The organism is Streptomyces sp. URMC 123 (assembly GCF_051386515.1).
GTDB lineage: Bacteria > Actinomycetota > Actinomycetes > Streptomycetales > Streptomycetaceae > Streptomyces.
On the sequence record NZ_JBPQTV010000114.1, the window covers coordinates 1 to 18679 of the forward strand.

Annotated in this window: 18 protein-coding genes; 5 read left to right on the forward strand and 13 right to left on the reverse strand. The window is 72.6% G+C overall.

Annotation, left to right across the window (positions count from 1 at the left end; genetic code table 11):
* Positions 1 to 75: 75 nt before the first annotated feature.
* The 6 genes from kdpC to dut all read right to left on the reverse strand — a co-directional run bounded on the left by kdpC (position 76) and on the right by dut (position 6321).
* Positions 76 to 723 carry a potassium-transporting ATPase subunit KdpC gene (gene kdpC, locus ACSNOD_RS15585; RefSeq protein ID WP_436767524.1) on the reverse strand — a complete coding sequence of 216 codons (648 nt, stop codon included), beginning with the start codon at positions 721 to 723 and terminating at the stop codon, positions 76 to 78.
* Positions 724 to 728: 5 nt separating this feature from the next.
* Positions 729 to 2867, reverse strand: coding sequence for a potassium-transporting ATPase subunit KdpB (kdpB, locus tag ACSNOD_RS15590; RefSeq protein WP_436767525.1), 2139 nt, complete (start codon positions 2865 to 2867; stop codon positions 729 to 731).
* Between the two features lie 26 nt (positions 2868 to 2893).
* Positions 2894 to 4558, reverse strand: coding sequence for a potassium-transporting ATPase subunit KdpA (gene kdpA / locus ACSNOD_RS15595; RefSeq protein ID WP_436767526.1), 1665 nt, complete (start codon positions 4556 to 4558; stop codon positions 2894 to 2896).
* 8 nt (positions 4559 to 4566) lie between these two features.
* Positions 4567 to 4656, reverse strand: coding sequence for a K(+)-transporting ATPase subunit F (kdpF, locus tag ACSNOD_RS15600; RefSeq protein ID WP_033264828.1), 90 nt, complete (start codon positions 4654 to 4656; stop codon positions 4567 to 4569).
* Between the two features lie 326 nt (positions 4657 to 4982).
* Complete coding sequence (locus ACSNOD_RS15605) at positions 4983 to 5777, reverse strand: DUF3710 domain-containing protein (RefSeq protein ID WP_436767527.1); 795 nt, start codon at positions 5775 to 5777, stop codon at positions 4983 to 4985.
* Position 5778: 1 nt separating this feature from the next.
* Positions 5779 to 6321, reverse strand: a complete 543-nt coding sequence (dut, locus tag ACSNOD_RS15610) for a dUTP diphosphatase (protein WP_436767528.1) — start codon at positions 6319 to 6321, stop codon at positions 5779 to 5781.
* 80 nt (positions 6322 to 6401) lie between these two features.
* Between dut and ACSNOD_RS15615 the strand changes: the two genes are divergently transcribed.
* Positions 6402 to 6851, forward strand: a complete 450-nt coding sequence (locus ACSNOD_RS15615) for a DUF3093 domain-containing protein (protein ID WP_436767529.1) — start codon at positions 6402 to 6404, stop codon at positions 6849 to 6851.
* Positions 6852 to 6935: 84 nt separating this feature from the next.
* Here the strand turns inward: ACSNOD_RS15615 and ACSNOD_RS15620 are convergent, their stop codons facing one another.
* From ACSNOD_RS15620 to ACSNOD_RS15635, 4 genes are all read right to left on the reverse strand, one after another.
* Positions 6936 to 7835, reverse strand: coding sequence for a hypothetical protein (locus tag ACSNOD_RS15620; protein ID WP_436767530.1), 900 nt, complete (start codon positions 7833 to 7835; stop codon positions 6936 to 6938).
* Between the two features lie 12 nt (positions 7836 to 7847).
* Entirely contained in the window at positions 7848 to 8147 is a 300-nt protein-coding gene (locus ACSNOD_RS15625) for a DUF4193 domain-containing protein (protein ID WP_436767531.1), read from the reverse strand.
* Between the two features lie 485 nt (positions 8148 to 8632).
* Positions 8633 to 9886, reverse strand: coding sequence for a sensor histidine kinase (locus ACSNOD_RS15630; protein WP_436767532.1), 1254 nt, complete (start codon positions 9884 to 9886; stop codon positions 8633 to 8635).
* 5 nt (positions 9887 to 9891) lie between these two features.
* Positions 9892 to 10545, reverse strand: coding sequence for a response regulator transcription factor (locus ACSNOD_RS15635; RefSeq protein WP_436767533.1), 654 nt, complete (start codon positions 10543 to 10545; stop codon positions 9892 to 9894).
* Positions 10546 to 10846: 301 nt separating this feature from the next.
* Here ACSNOD_RS15635 and ACSNOD_RS15640 point away from each other — a divergent pair, with 301 nt between their 5' ends.
* Entirely contained in the window at positions 10847 to 11011 is a 165-nt protein-coding gene (locus ACSNOD_RS15640) for a hypothetical protein (RefSeq protein WP_436767534.1), read from the forward strand.
* Between the two features lie 105 nt (positions 11012 to 11116).
* On the opposite strand, the gene ACSNOD_RS15645 is transcribed toward ACSNOD_RS15640, so the two are convergent.
* Positions 11117 to 11935 carry an inositol monophosphatase family protein gene (locus ACSNOD_RS15645; RefSeq protein WP_436767535.1) on the reverse strand — a complete coding sequence of 273 codons (819 nt, stop codon included), beginning with the start codon at positions 11933 to 11935 and terminating at the stop codon, positions 11117 to 11119.
* 23 nt (positions 11936 to 11958) lie between these two features.
* Positions 11959 to 13104 (reverse strand): ferrochelatase, encoded by a 1146-nt coding sequence (locus ACSNOD_RS15650; RefSeq protein WP_436767536.1) that lies wholly within the window; start codon positions 13102 to 13104, stop codon positions 11959 to 11961.
* Between the two features lie 117 nt (positions 13105 to 13221).
* On the opposite strand from ACSNOD_RS15650, the gene ACSNOD_RS15655 reads away from it, so the two are divergent.
* Together ACSNOD_RS15655 and ACSNOD_RS15660 are read left to right on the forward strand one after the other, a co-directional pair.
* Entirely contained in the window at positions 13222 to 14490 is a 1269-nt protein-coding gene (locus ACSNOD_RS15655; protein ID WP_436767537.1) for an MFS transporter, read from the forward strand.
* Positions 14453 to 15769, forward strand: a complete 1317-nt coding sequence (locus ACSNOD_RS15660) for a D-arabinono-1,4-lactone oxidase (RefSeq protein ID WP_436767538.1) — start codon at positions 14453 to 14455, stop codon at positions 15767 to 15769. Before ACSNOD_RS15655 ends, ACSNOD_RS15660 begins: the two co-directional genes overlap by 38 nt.
* Before the next feature lie 156 nt (positions 15770 to 15925).
* Here the strand turns inward: ACSNOD_RS15660 and ACSNOD_RS15665 are convergent, their stop codons facing one another.
* A complete protein-coding gene (locus ACSNOD_RS15665; protein WP_436767539.1) occupies positions 15926 to 17035 on the reverse strand; it encodes a hypothetical protein in 1110 nt (369 codons plus the stop codon).
* 484 nt (positions 17036 to 17519) lie between these two features.
* On the opposite strand from ACSNOD_RS15665, the gene sepH reads away from it, so the two are divergent.
* The gene (gene sepH / locus ACSNOD_RS15670; RefSeq protein WP_436767540.1) at positions 17520 to 18608 is read left to right on the forward strand and encodes a septation protein SepH; all 1089 of its coding nucleotides are present in this window, start codon (positions 17520 to 17522) and stop codon (positions 18606 to 18608) included.
* Positions 18609 to 18679: the final 71 nt, after the last annotated feature.

Genomic DNA, 18679 nt, shown 5'->3' on the forward strand with positions numbered 1-18679 from the left:
GTGCCGCCCCCGCATGGGGGCGGCACCGGCCTTGTCACCTCCCGGGCGCGCAGCGCCCGCGGGGCGGCGTATGGCTCAGCGCCCAGCGACCCCGCTCAGGGCCGCGTTGAGCTTCAGGACGTTGACCCGGGGCTCGCCGAGGAAGCCGGCGATGCGGCCGTCCGTGTGGTCCTTCACCAGCCGTTCGACCACCGCGGGGTCGAGGTTGTTCGCCTTCGCGACCCGCTTCGCCTGGAGCTCCGCGTTCCGCGGCGAGATGTGCGGGTCGATCCCGGACGCCGACGCCGTCACCGCGTCCACCGGGACCTCGGACTCCCGTACGCCGTTGAGCTCGGCGTAGGCCGCCCGGCGCTCCTCCACGGCCCGCTTCAGGTCCGCGCTGTCCGCGGAGAGGTTGGACGCGCCGGAGACGACGATTCCGAGGGCGTCGTCGGAGCCGGCCGCCGAGGGCCGGGGCTGGAACCACTTGGGGTCCGGCCGCGCCGCCTCCTGCGGATCGTCGGGGTTCCGCTTCGGCAGGTCGAAGGTCTGCGCGTAGAGCGCGGAGCCGACGACCTTGCCGTCCTTGGTGATCTCGGACCCGTTCGCCTCGTCGTGGAAGAGGGCCTGCGCCACGCCCGTGACGAGCAGCGGATAGATCACACCGCAGACGACGGTGAGCACGAGCAGGGCGCGCAGCCCGGCACCGATCAGCCGTGCGGTGCTGCTGACGGAGTTGTTCATGGTGGTCACCCGATGCCAGGGACGAGGGATAGGAGCAGGTCGATGAGTTTGATGCCGATGAACGGGGCGATCAGGCCGCCGAGGCCGTAGATCCCGAGGTTGCGGCGGAGCATCCGGTCCGCGCTCATCGGCCGGTAGCGCACGCCCCGCAGGGCGAGCGGCACCAGCGCCACGATGATCAGCGCGTTGAAGATCACCGCGGAGAGGATCGCGGACTCGGCCGACGCCAGGTTCATGATGTTCAGCCGGTCGAGGCCCTCCAGGCCCGCGAACCCGCTGAACATCGCCGGGATGATCGCGAAGTACTTCGCGACGTCGTTGGCGATCGAGAACGTGGTGAGCGCGCCCCGCGTGATCAGCAGTTGCTTGCCGATCTCGACGATCTCGATCAGCTTGGTGGGGTTGGAGTCCAGGTCCACCATGTTCCCGGCCTCCTTGGCGGCCGAGGTGCCGGTGTTCATGGCCACGCCCACGTCCGCCTGGGCCAGCGCCGGCGCGTCGTTCGTGCCGTCGCCCGTCATCGCCACGAGCTTGCCGCCGGCCTGCTCCCGCTTGATGAGGGCCATCTTGTCCTCGGGGGTGGCCTCGGCCAGGAAGTCGTCGACCCCGGCCTCCGCCGCGATCGCCTTCGCGGTCAGCGGGTTGTCCCCCGTGATCATCACGGTCTTGATGCCCATGCGGCGCAGTTCCTCGAACCGCTCCCGCATGCCCTCCTTGACCACGTCCTTGAGGTGGATCACCCCGAGCACCCGCGGGCTGTCGGTGGTCTCGGTGGCCACCAGCAGCGGGGTGCCGCCGGCCGCGGAGATGCCGTCGACCGTGGCCTGGGTGTCGGCGGAGACCGTGCCGCCCCGCTCGGTGACCCAGGCGGTGATCGCCGCCGCGGCGCCCTTGCGGACCTTGCGGACGGTGCCGTCGTCCTCGGTGAGGTCGACGCCGGACATCCGGGTCTGGGCGGTGAAGGTGATGAACTCGGCGTGGCCCAGTTCGCCCTCCTCGCGCGCCCGCAGCCCGTACTTCTCCTTGGCGAGGACGACCACCGACCGCCCCTCGGGGGTCTCGTCGGCCAGCGAGGAGAGCTGGGCGGCGTCCGCGAGCTCCGCCTCGTCGGCCCCGCCCACCGGTACGAACTCGGCGGCCTGCCGGTTGCCGAGGGTGATGGTGCCGGTCTTGTCCAGCAGCAGCGTGGAGACGTCGCCCGCCGCCTCCACCGCGCGGCCGGACATCGCCAGCACATTGCGCTGGACGAGGCGGTCCATGCCCGCGATGCCGATCGCGGAGAGCAGCGCCCCGATGGTGGTCGGGATGAGGCAGACCAGCAGGGCGGTGAGCACGATCAGCGACTGCTCGGCCCCGGCGTGGATGGCGAAGGGCTGGAGGGTGACGACGGCCAGCAGGAAGACGACGGTGAGGGACGCGAGAAGGATGTTCAGCGCGATCTCGTTGGGCGTCTTCTGCCGGGCGGCGCCCTCCACCAGGTTGATCATGCGGTCGATGAAGGTCTCACCGGGCTTGGTGGTGATCTTGACCACGATGCGGTCGGAGAGCACCTTGGTGCCGCCGGTGACCGCGGAGCGGTCGCCGCCGGACTCCCGGATGACCGGGGCCGACTCGCCGGTGATGGCGGACTCGTCCACGGACGCGACCCCGTCGACGACGTCGCCGTCACCGGGGATGATGTCGCCCGCCTCGCAGACCACCAGGTCGCCGACGCGCAGCTCGGTGCCCGGCACCCGCTCCTCGGCCGTGCCCCGCGGGTCCGAGCCGGTCAGCCGGCGCGCCACGGTGTCGGTCTTGGCCTTGCGCAGGGTGTCGGCCTGCGCCTTGCCGCGGCCCTCGGCGACGGCCTCCGCCAGATTGGCGAAGATCACCGTCAGCCAGAGCCAGGCGGTGATGACCCAGCCGAACCAGTCGCCGGGGTCGAGGCACGCCAGCACGGTGGTGAGCACCGAGCCGATCTCGACCACGAACATCACGGGCGCCTTGACCATCACCCGCGGGTCGAGCTTGCGGAACGCGTCCGGCAGGGACTTCATGAGCTGAGCGGGGTCGAACAGTCCGGCCGGGGCGCGGCCGTGCTCCACCTCCCCGTGGTGCGCGGGCACGGCGTCGTGCGGCGCCTGTGGCGTGGTGACGGTAGGCATGCGTTCCTCGGAAGTCTCGACGCCGCTCATGACGACAGCCCTTCGGCCATCGGCCCGAGGGCCAGCGCCGGGAAGTAGGTCAGACCGGTGATGATCAGGATCGCGCCGACCAGCAGCCCGGCGAAGAGCGGCTTCTCGGTGCGGAGGGTGCCCGCGGTCTCGGGGACCGGCTTCTGCTCGGCGAGCGAGCCGGCCAGCGCCAGGACGAACACCATGGGGACGAAGCGGCCGAGCAGCATGGCCAGGCCGATCGTGGTGTTGTACCAGGGGGTGTTGGCGGACAGGCCGGCGAAGGCCGAGCCGTTGTTGTTGGCGCCCGAGGTGTAGGCGTACAGGACCTCGGTGAAGCCGTGGGCGCCGGAGTTCAGCATGGAGTTCGGCGGCGTGGGCAGCGCCAGCGCGGCGGCGGTGAAGCAGAGCACCAGCGCCGGGGTGACGAGGATGTAGCAGGCCGCCAGCTTGATCTCGCGGGTGCCGATCTTCTTGCCGAGGTACTCGGGGGTGCGGCCGACCATCAGCCCGGCGATGAAGACCGCGATGATGGCCATGATCAGCATGCCGTAGAGGCCGGAGCCGACGCCGCCGGGCGCGATCTCGCCGAGCATCATGCCGAGCAGGGTGAGGCCGCCGCCGAAGCCGGTGAACGAGGAGTGGAAGGAGTCCACCGCGCCGGTGGAGGTGAGGGTGGTGCTGACCGCGAAGATCGAGGACCCGCCGATGCCGAACCGGGTCTCCTTGCCCTCCATCGCGCCGCCGGCCGCCTCCAGGGCCGGGCCGCCGCCGTGGAACTCGGTCCACATCATCAGGCCGCAGAAGGCCAGCCAGATGAGCCCCATGGTGGCGAGGATCGCGTACCCCTGCCGGACGTTGCCGACGAGCTTGCCGAAGGTCCGGGTGAGGGAGAACGGGATCACCAGGATCAGGAAGATCTCGAAGAGGTTGGTGAAGGCGTTCGGATTCTCGAACGGGTGGGCCGAGTTGGCGTTGAAGTAGCCGCCGCCGTTGGTGCCGAGCTCCTTGATGACCTCCTGCGAGGCCACGGCGCCGCCGTTGATCCGCTGGACGCCACCGGTGAGCGTGCCGACCTCGTGGATGCCGGCGAAGTTCTGCACGGCGCCGCAGGCCACCAGGATCAGCGCGCCGACGATCGCGATCGGGATCAGGACGCGGACGACGCCGCGGACCAGGTCGGCCCAGAAGTTGCCGAGTTCACCGGTGCGGGAGCGGGCGAAGCCGCGGACCAGGGCGACCGCGACGGCCATGCCCACGGCCGCCGAGACGAAGTTCTGCACCGCCAGGCCGCCGGTCTGGACGAGGTGACCCATGGCCTGCTCGCCCGAGTACGACTGCCAGTTGGTGTTGGCGACGAAGGACGCGGCGGTGTTGAAGGCCTGGTCCGGGCTGATGGACCGGAAGCCCAGGGAGAGCGGCAGCACGCCCTGCAGCCGCTGGAGCAGATAGAGGAAGAGCACCCCCACCACGGAGAAGGCCAGCACGCCACGGAGATAGGCGGGCCAGCGCATGCCGCTGTCGGGGTCGGCTCCGATGGCGCGGTAGACGATCTTTTCGACGCGCAGGTGCTTGTCGGAGCTGTAAACGGCTGCCATGTAGTCGCCGAGGGGGCGGTACGCCAGGGCCAGGGCGGCTATCAGCGCCAGCAACTGGAGCACGCCGGCGAGGACGGGGCTCATGTCGGTGCTCAGAACCTCTCCGGGAAAACGAGTGCGAGGACCAGGTAGCCCAACAGGGCGACGGCCACGACCAGGCCGACGATGTTCTCGGCGGTCACAGCTTCGCCACCCCCTTGGCGATCAGGGCCACCAGCGCGAAGACCGCGATCGTGGTGACGACGAAGGCCACGTCGGCCATCGTGTGCTCCTAGAGAGGTTCGGTGAAAAACGGACCTCTTGAGCAAACCCCTGTTCCACCCGGAAGCACCCGCCGTTGACGGCTCCCTTACGGCCATGAGCGGGCCGTTGACGCGATCCTGACGCCCGCCCGGAATGAGCTGCGAAAAGGCCGGTGGGCCGCACTCCGCTCAGGGAGTACGGCCCACCGTGAGGCACTGTTTTCCGGCGCTTTTCGGCCGCCGCGGGGCGGCCTCCCGAGGACGGTCTAGCGGACCTCGGTGATCTCCGGGCCGCGGGAGAGGCGGTCGACGCCCCCCGCGAACCGGGAGCCCTGCTCGGCCTGCTGCTGCACGCCCTCGGGCACCATCTGCGCGTCGTTCGGCAGCTTGAGGACGATCGGGTCGCGCGGCGCCATCGGGGCGTCGCCCCGCACCACCACGGTGTCCCGGAAGATCTGCTCCAGCAGCCCGGCCGCCTCCGGCTGCACCGCGCCCTGCCCGGAGATCACTCCGCGCAGGAACCAGCGGGGGCCGTCGACGCCCACGAAGCGCACCAGCTGCACGCCGTTGGTGCCGTCCGGCAGCTGTACGGGCACCTGGGCCCGCAGCTCCCAGCCGAGCGGGCCCTCGACCTCGTCGGTCACCCCGCCCTGCTGGGTGATGCCGGTGGCGATCTCCTCGCGCACCTCGCCCCAGATGCCCTCGTTGCGGGGCGCGGCGAACGCCTGGAGCTGCACCGCGCTGTCGCGCAGCACCACCGTGGCGGCCACGATCGCGTCCCCCGCGACCTCGACCCGCAGCTCCATGCCCTCGACCCCGGGGACGAACAGGCCACCCAGGTCGACCCGGCCCTCGGCCGGCTCACGGACCTCGGAGATGTCCCACGGGCCGTCCGGGCGGGGAGCCGGCGGCAGGTTCACCCGGCGCCGCTCCGTGTCCTGCCCGGCCTCGGCGCCCTCCTCGAGGTCGTCCGCCTCCGACTCCACGCCGTCGGCCAGCCGGTCAGCTGTGCCCGCAGCGTCTTCAGCGTCTGCGCGTCCCTTGCGACGACGTCCGAACACGTCACTGTCCTTCCCGGTCGGCTACGACCGAAGCGTAGTGATTCCCAGCTGTTTCCCCACCTGCCGCGCCGCCCGTGGGGTCGTCGCCCACCGCGGCGTGGCCACCGGTGGACCCGAAGCCCCCATCGCCGCGTGCCGAGCCGGGGAGCTCCACGACCTCGTGGAAGCGCACCTTCTCGACCTGCTGGACAACCAGTTGGGCAATCCGGTCGAACCGCTCGAACCGCACGCTCTCGCGCGGGTCCAAATTGACCACGATCACCTTGATTTCTCCACGGTACCCGGCATCCACGGTCCCCGGGGCATTCACCATCGCGACGCCGCAGCGCGCGGCCAGCCCCGAGCGGGGATGCACGAAGGCCGCGTAGCCGTCGGGCAGCGCGATCGACACCCCGGTGGGCAGCACCGCGCGCTCGCCGGGCGCGAGCTCGGCCGCCTCCGTGGTGACGAGATCCGCGCCGGCGTCGCCGGGGTGCGCGTAGCCGGGCAGGGGCACCTCCGGGTCCACGCGCCGGATCAGCACGTCGACAGGGTTACGGCTCATGGGTCTCACCTCGTCCACTCACAGGGGCTGACCTTACCCGCGCGCGAGGGGTGCGATCTCGAGCGTGCCAAGCTTGGAGCATGCAGTCCTACGACGAACGCCTGACCGCTCCCCGCTCGTGGTGGATCATCTCGGTGCTCGCCGGGGTGTCCCTGGCGCTCATCCTCTTCCCGTTCGGGACGCTGCCGATGCTCGGCGGGCTCGTGGGCGGGGCGGCGCTGGCGGCCATGGCGGTGAGCGGTTACGGCTCGGCCCGCATCCGGGTGGTGGCCGGTTCGCTGGTCGCGGGTGACGCCCGCATCCCGGTGGAGGCGCTGGGCGAGCCGGAGGTGCTGTCCGAGGAGGAGGCCAGGGCCTGGCGCTCGCACAAGGCCGACCCCCGGGCGTTCATGCTGCTGCGCAGTTACATCCCCACCGCGCTGCGGGTGGAGATCGTCGATCCGGCGGACCCCACGCCGTACGTCTATCTGTCGACCCGGCAGCCGCGGAAGCTGGCCGCCGCGCTGACGTCCGTACGGGACGCGGGCTGACGGCCGTACGGGGCGTCTGACTCCTCAGGGGTGCGCCGGACCCTCGGGGCGGTCGGTCCCCGGAACAGTGGGGCCCCGGGGCGGTCAGTCGTCGGGGCGCCGGTCCCGCTCCGGCCCGTCGAGACCGAGGGGCTCCGCCGCGGCGGCCGGGAGCTCGTCCCAGGGAACCTGCCGGCGCCGGAGATCCTCGCGGACCTTGTCCGCGAGCTTGCGGGTGTCCCGGCGGTTCATCATCGCCCCGACCGCGGCGCCGATCATGAACGGCGCCACATTGGGCAGATTGCGCACGGTGCGCTTGAGGATCTGCTGGCGCAGCTCTCGCTTGAGCTGACCGCCGAGCGCGGCGTTCACGCTCGTCGGCTTGGTGACGTCGATGCCGCGTTCCTCGGTCCACGCGGTCAGATACGCCGTGGCGCGCTGTTTCGGGCCGCCGGGCGCGCGCTGCCCGTACACCTCGTGCAGCTCCGCGATCATCTTGAGCTCCACCGAGGCGACGCCGACGATCTCGGCGGCCAGCTCGGCGGGGAGAGCGGGCGGCACCGGCAGCATCGCCGCGGCCCCCACGCTCGCGCCGACGGCGGCCGAGCTCTTGACCGCGCCCGCCACCAGCTTGTCGGCGAGCTCCTCCGGCCCCAGGCCGGGAAACTGCCGGCGCAGGGTCGCCAGGTCCCGCACCGGGACGCGCGGGGCGTTGTCGATGATCCGGTCGGCGACCGTCGCGAGGCCCTTGCGGGCGCCGCGGCCGCCCGTGCGGACGCCCCGTCCGGCGGCTGCTGCGAGCGAGGCCGCCCGGCCTCGCCCGTCGCGTCCGCCCTTCGGGGTCGTGCCGTGCGTCTCGTCCGCGTACTCCGTGGGTCCCGCGCCGGGAGCGGTCGGCTCGACAGGGCCGGGAACGGCCCCAGCCGGGCCTGTGCCGCCCTCGCCGTCCTGTCGGGTGCTCCGCCTACGGAAAGGGTTCTTCCGGTGCGGCGTCGAGCCAGCCACGGCCGTTCGGCCTCAGGCCGCGCAGTCGCGGCAGATCGGCTGGCCGTTCTTCTCCTCGGCCAGCTGGCTGCGGTGGTGCACCAGGAAGCAGCTCATGCAGGTGAACTCGTCCTGCTGCTTGGGCAGCACCCGGACGGCCAGCTCCTCGTTGGAGAGGTCCGCGCCGGGCAGCTCCAGGCCCTCGGCCTGCTCGAACTCGTCGATGTCGACGGTCGAGGCGGACTTGTCGTTCCGCCGGGCCTTCAGTTCCTCGATGCTGTCCTCGTTGAGATCGTCATCGGTCTTGCGTGGGGTGTCGTAGTCCGTTGCCATGTCGCTCTCCCCCTCTGGGTGTCTGCGGTGTCTCCAGCGCACGTAACGCGTGAGAGGCCGGACTTGTGCCCGACCCGAGGCGGAGATTTTGCCTCACATCAAGGTCTGTTACTCAATCGACACCCAACCGCACCCCTGAAGAGGTGATCGGGTTGGATGGCGATCGGGACCGTACACGGTCCGAATGTCGCACTCACACATGCCACCCCCTGTACTTCCCGTGATCGGAGCCCCCGGAAACCCGGATTTTCCCGGCTTTCCACCGCGTTGTGCGATCACTCAGAGTAGATGGCCGGAAATCCCCCTTTGTGATCGATAACACACCCACGGACGCGGGAGTGGGACGGGAAATTCCGCGCACAGCGAACAAACGAGAAAGGGCGCGAATCGATGCGGCTCGGAGCGCGGGGCGATGCGGGGCGGCCCGTCCCCGGGCGCGGTGCGACCCGGGTGCGCCGGCGCGCGCCGCACCGTTGGAGCGCCGTTCAGAGCGGCAGAGCCACCCGCATCACCAGTCCTCCGCCCTCGCGGGGCTCGGCGGTGATCCGCCCGCCGTGGGCCCTGGCCACCGAGCGCACGATCGACAGACCGAGCCCGACGCCCTTGTCGCTGCCCGTGCGCTCGGTGCGCAGCCGGCGGAACGGCTCGAAGATGGCGTCCACCTCGTACGCCGGGACCACCGGCCCCGTGTTGGAGACGACCAGGAGCGCCTGGTCGCCCTCGGTGGCCGTGGTGACCTCCACCCAGCCGTCCGGCTCGTTGTAGCGCACGGCGTTCTGGACCAGGTTGAGGGCGATCCGCTCCAGCAGCACGCCGTTGCCCTGCACGGTCGCCGGGGCCCGCTCGCCGCGCAGCTCGACGCCCTTCGTCTGGGCCTCGCCGCGCACCTGGTCGATGGCCCGGGAGGCGACCTCGGCGAGGTCCACGGGCTTGCGGTCGACGATCTCGTTGTCGCTGCGGGCGAGCAGCAGCAGGCCCTCCACCAGCTGTTCGCTGCGCTCGTTGGTGGCCAGCAGGGTCTTGGCGAGCTGGCTCAGCTCCGGGGAGGCGGCCGGGTCGGACAGCTGCACCTCCAGCAGCGTGCGGTTGATCGCCAGGGGGGTGCGCAGCTCGTGGGAGGCGTTGGCGACGAAGCGCCGCTGGGCGTCGAACGCCCGGTCGAGCCGGCCGAGCATCTCGTCGAAGGTGTCGGCGAGCTCCTTGAGCTCGTCGTCCGGCCCGTCCAGCTCGATCCGGCGGGACAGGTCGGAGCCGGCCACCATGCGGGCGGTGCGGGTGATCCGGCCCAGCGGGGAGAGCACCCGGCCCGCCATGGCGTAGCCGAAGGCGAAGGCGACCACGCTCAGCCCCAGCAGGGCCAGCAGCGAGCGGCGCAGCAGGGAGTCCAGGGCGAGCTGCCGCTGGTGGTTCATGCACGCGTTGAGGGCGGCGTTGAACTGGTCCTCGGGCAGTTGCTGGACCGCGATGCCGGGGCAGGTGGCGTTGGTCGGCTGCACCCGGCTGCCGTTGAGCAGCCGGAAGGGCAGCTCGTTGCCGACGTTCAGGGCCTGGGCGGCGAGCAGGTAGATGATCGACAGCAGCAGGATGCCGGCGATCAGGAACATGCCGCCGTAGAGCAGCGTGAGCCGTATCCGGATGGTGGGGCGCAGCCAGGGCAGCGGGCGCGCCGAGTGGTGGTGGGGGTCCCAGGTGGGCCTGGGCGGCGCCAGCGGAGCCGGGGGCACCGGTGTGGTGGGCATGTCTCTCAGATCCGGTATCCGGAGCCGGGCACCGTGACGATCACGGGCGGCTCGCCGAGCTTGCGGCGCAGGGTCATCACGGTCACCCGGACGACGTTGGTGAACGGGTCGGTGTTCTCGTCCCACGCCTTCTCGAGCAGCTGCTCGGCCGAGACGACCGTGCCCTCGCTGCGCATCAGCACCTCCAGGACGGCGAACTCCTTGGGCGCGAGCTGCACCTCCCGGCCGTCCCGGAACACCTCGCGGCGGTTGGGGTCGAGCTTGATCCCGGCGCGCTCCAGCACCGGCGGCAGCGCGACGGTCGTCCTGCGGCCGAGCGCGCGGACGCGGGCGATCAGCTCGCTGAAGGCGAAGGGCTTGGGCAGATAGTCGTCCGCGCCGATCTCCAGGCCCTCGACCCGGTCGCTGACGTCCCCGGAGGCGGTGAGCATCAGCACCCGGGTGGGGATGCCCAGCTCGACGACCTTGCGGCAGACGTCGTCGCCGTGCACCAGCGGGAGGTCGCGGTCGAGCACCACGACGTCGTAGTCGTTGATCTCGACGCGCTCCAGGGCCGCGGCCCCGTCGTACACGACGTCGACGGCCATGGCCTCACGGCGGAGTCCGGTGGCCACCGCATCGGCGAGCAGTTGCTCGTCCTCGACGACGAGTACGCGCACGGCGCAGATCCTTCCCAGGAGAGCCCTTGTGGACAGGGCGTAGTCATGTCTCGGCCTCTCCATCCTGCCTCGAAGCCTCATAAACCGGCGGTAAGGGGCACCCGCTGACCTGGGAATCCTGGATTCCCCGGTTCTTTGAGGTTTCTTTGACACAGTGCGGGGGGAGGACGTTTGCACACCCCGATCACGCCCTGTCACGGCATGCCACGCCGCGTCCGCTCCCCCGTGCGGACGACGGGCGCGTGATCAACCCGCCGTGGCACACCCCCGTGCCAACAACCCACGACGAGGGGGCGCAACCATGGACGCGTTCACCGCAGGGCTTCTGCACCGCATACGAACCACCCAGTCCGACCTCACGCGCGCTCGCGAGACGGGCGACGACTTCCTCGCCGAAGTGGAGCAGGCCGAGCTCGAAGATCTGCACCGACTGGCCGCCGAGTACGGTGTGGAGGTCAGCGCCTGAGCGCTCGACCCCGGCGGGCCTCACCACGCCCGCTCGTCAGGTCCCTGCCCCGCCCCGGTCGCCGGCACACGGCACCGGGGCGGTGCCGTGTGCCGGGGGCGGCGGCTAGTCGTGCCAGGCCCCCAGGCCCTCCAGGAGCTCCTGGAGGGGCTCGAAGACGCTGGGGTCGGCGGCCACGGCCAGCTCGCCCCCGAGCGGCTCACCGGGCCGGCCACCGGTCCTGGCGCCCGCCTCCCGGGCGATCAGCTCCCCCGCGGCGTAGTCCCACGGGTTGATGCCCCGCTCGTAGTAGCCGTTCAGCCGGCCCGCCGCGACATCGCACAGGTCGAGCGCGGCGGAACCGCCCCGCCGGATGTCCCGCACCTGGGGCAGCAGCCGGCGTACGACCTCTCCCTGGGCCGCCCGGCGCTCGGTGAGGTAGCCGAAGCCGGTGCCGATCAGTGACTGCGCCAGGGACGGCGCCGGCAGGGTGCTCAGGCGCCGCTCGCCCAGGAAGGCGCCCCGGCCGAGGACCGCGCGGAACGTCTCACCGCGCACGGGCGCCTCGACCACGCCGACGACCGTACGGCCGTCCACCTGCGCGGCGACGCTCACGGCCCAGGACGGCAGCCCGTACAGGTAGTTGACCGTGCCGTCGATGGGGTCGACGACCCAGCGGACGCCGCTGCCGCCCTCCGTGCTGGTGCCCTCCTCGCCGAGGACGCCGTCGTCCGGGCGGCGCTCGGCGAGGACGCCGGTGATGAGCTTCTCCGCCGCCACGTCCATCTCGGTGACCACGTCGATGGCGCTGGTCTTGGTGGCGGCGACCGCCAGATCGGCGGGGCGGCCGTCGCGCAGCAGGGCGCCGGCGCGGCGGGCCGCCTCCAGGGCGACGGCCAGCAGCTCGTCCAGCAGCGGTCCGGGAAGGTGGCTCGGGGCGGTCACGTGGTGGTGCTCCTCGTCGTTTCTCACGCGTACGGGCTGTCGGCCCCCGCGGCGGCCGGTCGGGGCGCCCGCGCCGGGCAGCAGCCCACCGGGCACAGGTCGTGGCTGGGGCCGAGCGCGCCGAGCGCGCACCGCTCCACCGTCTGCCCGCGCTCGGTGGCGGCGCGCTCCAGGACCAGCTCCCGCACCCCGGCGGCGAACCGGGGGTCGGCGCCCACCGTCGCCGCCCGGGCGACCGGCAGCCCGAGCTCGGCGGCCTTGGCGGCGGCCTCCGTGTCGAGGTCGTACTTGACCTCCATGTGGTCGGAGACGAAGCCGATGGGGACCATCACGGCCGCGGGCGCCCCGGCGCCGTGCAGCTCCTCCAGGTGGTCGCAGATGTCCGGCTCCAGCCACGGGATGTGCGGGGCGCCGCTGCGCGACTGGTACACCAGCCGCCAGGGGTGCTCGACGCCGGTTCGCTCGGCGACCGCCGCCACGATCTGCCGCGCCACGTCCAAGTGCTGGGCCACGTACGCGCCCCCGTCGCCGTGCTCCTCGACCGGCCCGGAGGTGTCGGCGGCGGCCGTGGGGATGGAGTGGGTGGTGAAGGCCAGGTGGGCCTCGGCGCGGACCGGCTCGGGCAGTTCGGCCAGGGCGGCGAGCGTCGCGTCCACCATCGGCAGCACGAACCCGGGGTGGTTGAAGTAGTGCCGCAGCTTGTCCACGCGCGGCACCGGCAGCCCCTCGCTCTCCAGCGTCGCGAGGGCCTCGGCGAGGTTCTCGCGGTACTGGCGGCAGCCGGAGTAGGAGGCGTACGCGCTGGTTGCGAGCGTCAGGATGCGGCGGTGGCCGTCGGTGACCATCCGGCGCAGGGTGTCCGTGAGATAGGGCGCCCAGTTGCGGTTGCCCCAGTGGACGGGGAGCTCCAGGCCGTGCTCCGCGAAGTCCTTGCGCAGCGCCTGGAGCAGCTCGCGGTTCTGGGCGTTGATGGGGCTGACGCCGCCGAAGAGGAAGTAGTGCCGGCCCACCTCCTGGAGCCGCTCGCGGGGGATGCCCCGGCCGCGGGTGACGTTCTCCAGGAACGGCACCACGTCCTCGGGGCCCTCCGGGCCGCCGAAGGAGAGCAGCAACAGGGCGTCGTAGGGGGTTGCGTCGAGGCGGTCGGTGACATCGAGGCGATCCGGCATGCTCCCGATCCTGCCACCCGAGCCCCGGCGCGAAAAACGGCGGGCGCGCTCACCGGCGCGCGCCCTAAGCTGTATGAGCCATCCATACCCCTGACGGCGGAACGGCGGAGCCTCCCCTTGGCCAGTCCCTATCGCGCGATCTTCGCCGCCCCCGGCGCCAAGGCCTTCTCCGCCGCGGGGTTCCTCGGCCGGATGCCGCTCTCCATGATGGGGATCGGCGTGGTCACGATGGTCTCCCAGCTCACCGGCCGGTACGGGCTGGCGGGCGCCCTCGCGGCCACCATCGCCCTGTCGGCCGCCGTGCTCGGCCCGCAGATCTCGCGCCTCGTGGACCGCTACGGGCAGCGCAGGGTGCTCCGCCCGGCCAGCGCGCTGTCCATCGCCGCGACCTCGGGTCTGCTGGTCTCCGCGCAGCAGGGCTGGGCCGACTGGACGCTGTTCCTGTTCTCGGCCGGGGTGGGGTGCGTCCCCAGCGTCGGCTCGATGGTCCGGGCCCGCTGGGCGAACATCTACCGCGACTCCCCGCGCGAGCTGCACACCGCCTACTCCGCCGAATCGGTCGTCGACGAGGTCTGCTTCATCTTCGGGCCGATCATCTCCATCGGGCTGTCGACGGCGTGGTTCCCGGAGGCCGGACCGCTGCTCGCCGCGGGCTTCCTGGCCGTGGGCGTCCTGTGGCTGACCGCGCAGCGCGCCACCGAACCCGTGCCGCATCCGCGCGAGCACCACACCGGCGGCTCGGCGCTGCGCTCGCCCGGCCTCCAGGTGCTGGTGGCCACCTTCGTGGCCACCGGGGCCCTCTTCGGCTCGGTGGACGTCGTCACGGTGGCCTTCGCCGAGGAGCAGGGCCACAAGGCGGCGGCGAGCCTGGTGCTCGCGGTCTACGCGCTGGGCTCGTGCCTGGCCGGCGCGGTGTTCGGGCTGCTGCACCTCAAGGGCCCGGCGGAGCGGCGGTGGCTGGTGGGCGTCTGTGCGATGGCCCTGAGTATGATCCCCCTCCAACTGGTCGGGAGCCTCGGGTTCCTGGCCGTGGCGCTCTTTGTCGCGGGCCTGTCCATCGCACCGACGATGGTGACCACGATGGCCCTCGTCGAGCAGTACGTACCACGCGCGAAGCTGACCGAGGGCATGACCTGGGTGAGTACGGGGCTCGCGGTCGGCGTGGCGCTCGGCTCGTCGGCCGCCGGCGCGGCGGTCGACGCGGGCGGCGCCGAGGCGGGGTACGGGGTCTCGGGGACGGCCGGAGCGCTCGCGGCGGCGGTCGCGTTCCTGGGCTTCCGCAGGCTGCGGTCGGCGTCACAGCGGCCGGTGGCATCCCCGCCGCCGGCAAGGGGAGGGACTCGCGCACATGGCACGAAGGACCGGGACGAGCACGACGTGGCGTAACTGGGCGGGAAATGTGGTGACCCGTCCGCGGCGGGCGGTGGCGCCCTCGTCCACCGACGAGGTCGCCGCGGTCGTGACCCGCGCGGCCCGCGAGGGACTGGCGGTGAAGGCGGCCGGCACCGGCCACTCCTTCACCGCCGCCGCGGCCACCGACGGCGTACTGATACGCCCGGAGCGGCTGACGGGGATACGGGCGATCGACCGTACGGCGGGAACCGTGCGGGTCGCCGCCGGGACACCGCTGTTCCGGCTCAACGAGGCCCTGGCGGCGGCAGGACTGTCGCTGACCAACATGGGCGACATCATGGAGCAGACGGTCTCCGGCGCCATCAGTACGGGCACGCACGGCACCGGGCGGGACTCCGCCTCGGTCGCGGCCCAGGTGCGGGCGTTCGAACTGGTGACCGCCGACGGCTCGCGGCTGCGCTGCTCCGCCGAGGAGAACCCGGACGTCTTCGCCGCCGCCCGGGTCGGACTGGGCGCCCTGGGCGTCATCACCGAACTGACGTTCGCGGTCGAGCCGCTCTTCCTGCTGACCGCCCGCGAGGAGCCCATGCCGTTCGACCGCGTGGTCGAGGAGTTCGACCAGCACACCCGGGAGAACGAGCACTTCGAGTTCTACTGGTTCCCGCACACCGGCAACTGCAGCACCAAGCGGAACAACCGCAGCGCCGGGCCGGCCGCCCCGCTCGGGCGGGTCGGCGGCTGGGTCGAGGACGAGCTGCTCTCCAACGGCGCCTTCGGGGCGCTGTGCGCGCTCGGCCGGGCCGTGCCCGCCACCATCCCCCCGATCGCCCAGCTCTCCAGCCGGGCGCTGTCGGCCCGGACGTACACCGATGTGGCCTACCGGGTGTTCACCAGCCCGCGCCGGGTCCGCTTCGTGGAGATGGAGTACGCCGTCCCGCGCGAGGCGGCGGTGGCGGCCCTGCGCGAACTGCGCTCCCTGATCGAGCGCTCGCGCTTCCGGGTCAGCTTTCCCGTGGAGGTGCGGACGGCGCCGGCGGACGACATCTGGCTGTCGACGGCGAGCGGCCGGGAGACGGCCTACATCGCCGTACACCTGTACCGGGGTACGCCGCATCAGGCGTATTTCTCGGCGGTCGAGCGCATCATGACCGCGCACGGCGGCCGTCCGCACTGGGGGAAGCTGCACGGCCGGGACGCGGGCCAGTTGGCCGAGGTCTATCCGCGGTTCGCCGACTTCGTCGCCCTGCGGAACCGGCTGGACCCGGGGCGGGTGTTCGGCAACGCGTATCTGCGGCGGGTGCTGGGGGACTGACGCGGGACCGACGCGGCGCCCCGGCCCGGCCCGGTGCGGAATGCGCACCGGCCCGGCCCGGTGCGGAATGCCAGCCGGGCCGGGGCGAAAGGTTTCCTGCCGGCGGGGCCCGCCGCCGTACGAGCCGCCCGCGCGCAGGGCCCGCCGCCGTACGGGCTACGAGGCGCTCGTGCCGGGCTCCCGCGAACCGGCGCCGGCACCCGTGCCCGCTCCCGCGCTCAGGTTCCGGCCGCCGGCCGCCGCGCCGTCACCGGTCCCCGTGCCGGTGCTGCCGCCTTTGCCGTCCCCCGTGCCGTTCCCGCTGGTCGGGCCGGTCGAGCCCGCGGGAGGCGAGGGCTTGTCCGGCGAGGGCGTCGAGCCGCCGCCGGGCGAGGCGTCCGGTGACGGGCTCGCGCCGGGGGACGGCGTCCCGCCCCCGCTGCCACTGGAGCCGCCGGTGCCGCTCTCGCCGCCGGTGCCTCCAGTGGCGGAGCCGCCGTGGCCGGGCGACGGGGAACCGGACGGGCCGTCGCCGGACGCGTCGTCACCGGGGCCGTGGTGGCCGTGCGGGGAGTCGGAGCCCCGGCCGGGCGAGGGCTTCGGGTCCGGGGGCGGCCCCTGGTGGTCACCGCCGCCGGTGTCCTGGCGCACCACCCGGCTCAGGCTCGTACCGCCCTTGTCGCCGTGGCCGAACCAGCTCGCCATCGAGCCGCCCGTGAGCAGCTCGGTGCCGGTGACCACGGCCATGGCCACGGCGAACACGGTCCCGGCCGCGAGCGCGGTCCGCTTCCAGCCGCGCAGCCGGGTGCCGTGGACGGTCCCCGTCGAGTACGCGTCGTCGGCGCGGGGCAGCACCCGGGTCCCGTCGGGGGCCTCGGCACCGCCCCGGTCAGGCATCTCGTCGTGGGCGAGCGGGGAGGTCTCGTCGGGGGCACGGCCCGGCGTTTCGTCGTGGGCCGGCCGGGATGTCTCGTCGGGGGCCGGCTCCGGGGAGCCGTCGCGGGGCCGGTCGCGGATCGCCACCGGGCGGAGCGGCACGTGGCCGGCCGCCTCGCGCAGATGTTCGCCCGTTCTGCGGAACAGGTGCTGGAAGACCGTGCCACCGGCCGTGGCGACGACACTGACCACCCCGGCGCCCACGATGGTGCCGTACACGCCCAGCGTGGAGGCGAGCACCGCCGCGGCGACCGCCGCCAGGGCGCTCCCCGCCACCTGGGCAACGCTCAGTTCGAGACGCTTTTCCCTCTCCTTGGTGCCTTCTGTGCCGTCTTTGGATGTCAGCTGCATCTCCATCCTCTGCCTGGGCATCTGACGCACCGTGCATACCTTGCACTCAGAAGAGACCTTTGGGCGGACTCGACAGTTCCGGATCGGGCCGTTCTGTGAACCACGCCACCCGCGGCACGACCACGCACCGTTATCCCCGGGAGCAACTCCCTTGGGGGTTGAGAACTTCGGCGGCGCGGCGGTCCACCCCGGTGGCCCGAATGGAGTACTGTGGCGAGCCCTGGCACCGGTTTTCCCGTCCGGCCGCCGGATTCACCGGAGGGGACGGCACCCGGAACGCGGGGCGCCACTCGAACCGGTGATCGCACGGCGGAGGCGGGTGGCCGCGGACAGGGCGACCGACACGGTCACTCAGCGTTGCGAACAGGTAACCGTGTCATAACGGCGGATTCGGGTGCATGCCCGACACGCCGGGCAACTCGGCAATGTTGTGGCAGGCTGCACCCGGGCAGGCCACACTCGTCTAGCGGAAGCAGCGACGCACGTGACGTCGGCAGGCACCACCCGGGAGGTCCCCATGCCCGAACTGCGTGTCGTGGCCGTCAGCAACGACGGCACACGGCTGGTGCTCAAGGCTGCGGACAGCACGGAGTACACGCTGCCCATCGACGAGCGGCTGCGTGCCGCCGTGCGCAACGACCGGGCCCGGCTGGGACAGATCGAGATCGAGGTGGAGAGCCATCTCCGCCCCCGTGACATCCAGGCCCGTATACGTGCTGGCGCCTCCGCGGAGGAGGTCGCCCAGCTCGCGGGCATCCCCGTGGACCGGGTCCGGCGCTTCGAGGGCCCGGTGCTGGCCGAGCGCGCCTTCATGGCGGAGCGGGCCCGCAAGACGCCCGTGCGCAGGCCCGGTGAGAACACCGGCCCCCAGCTCGGCGAGGCGGTAGCAGAACGGTTGCTGCTGCGCGGCGCCGAGAAGGAGACCGTGCAGTGGGACTCCTGGCGGCGCGACGACGGCACCTGGGAGGTGCTGCTCGTCTATCGCGTCGCCGGCGAGCCGCACTCCGCCACCTGGACCTACGACCCGCCGCGCCGGCTGGTGCAGGCCGTGGACGACGAGGCGCGCGCGCTGATCGGCGAGACCGACGACACGCCCGAGCCGAGCTTCCCGTTCGTGCCGCGCATCGCCCGGCTGCCCCGGGACCGCCCGCTGGACCGGACCGCGGACCGCTCGGTGCCGTCGATCCCCGGCCCCGCGCAGGAGACCGGCGAGCGCGCGGCCGAGCGCGAGCGGGAGCGCGACTCGCTGACCAGCCTGCTGGAGGCGGTGCCCAGCTTCCGGGGCGACATGGTCGTGCCGGACACGGCCGCGCCCGCGGCGGCGACCACCGCCGCGGAGGAGACCGAGGAGGAGGCGGAGGCAGCGGAGCCGCCCGCCACCGCGTCGGCCGCCGGCGCGGGGTCGGCGTACGCCGATGTCCTCATGCCGCGCTCGGTGGCGGGCCACCGCGAACGGCTCACCGGGACCACCGACCGGCAGGCCGAGGCCGACGGGGTGCGCCCCGGGCGGCGGGCCGCCGTGCCCAGCTGGGACGAGATCGTGTTCGGCACGCGCCGCAAGAAGCAGGAGTAGCGCCCGTCTCCGACGGACGCTTCGGAAGCGCGGGGGGGGGGGGGGGGGGGGGGGGGGGGGGGGGGGGGGGG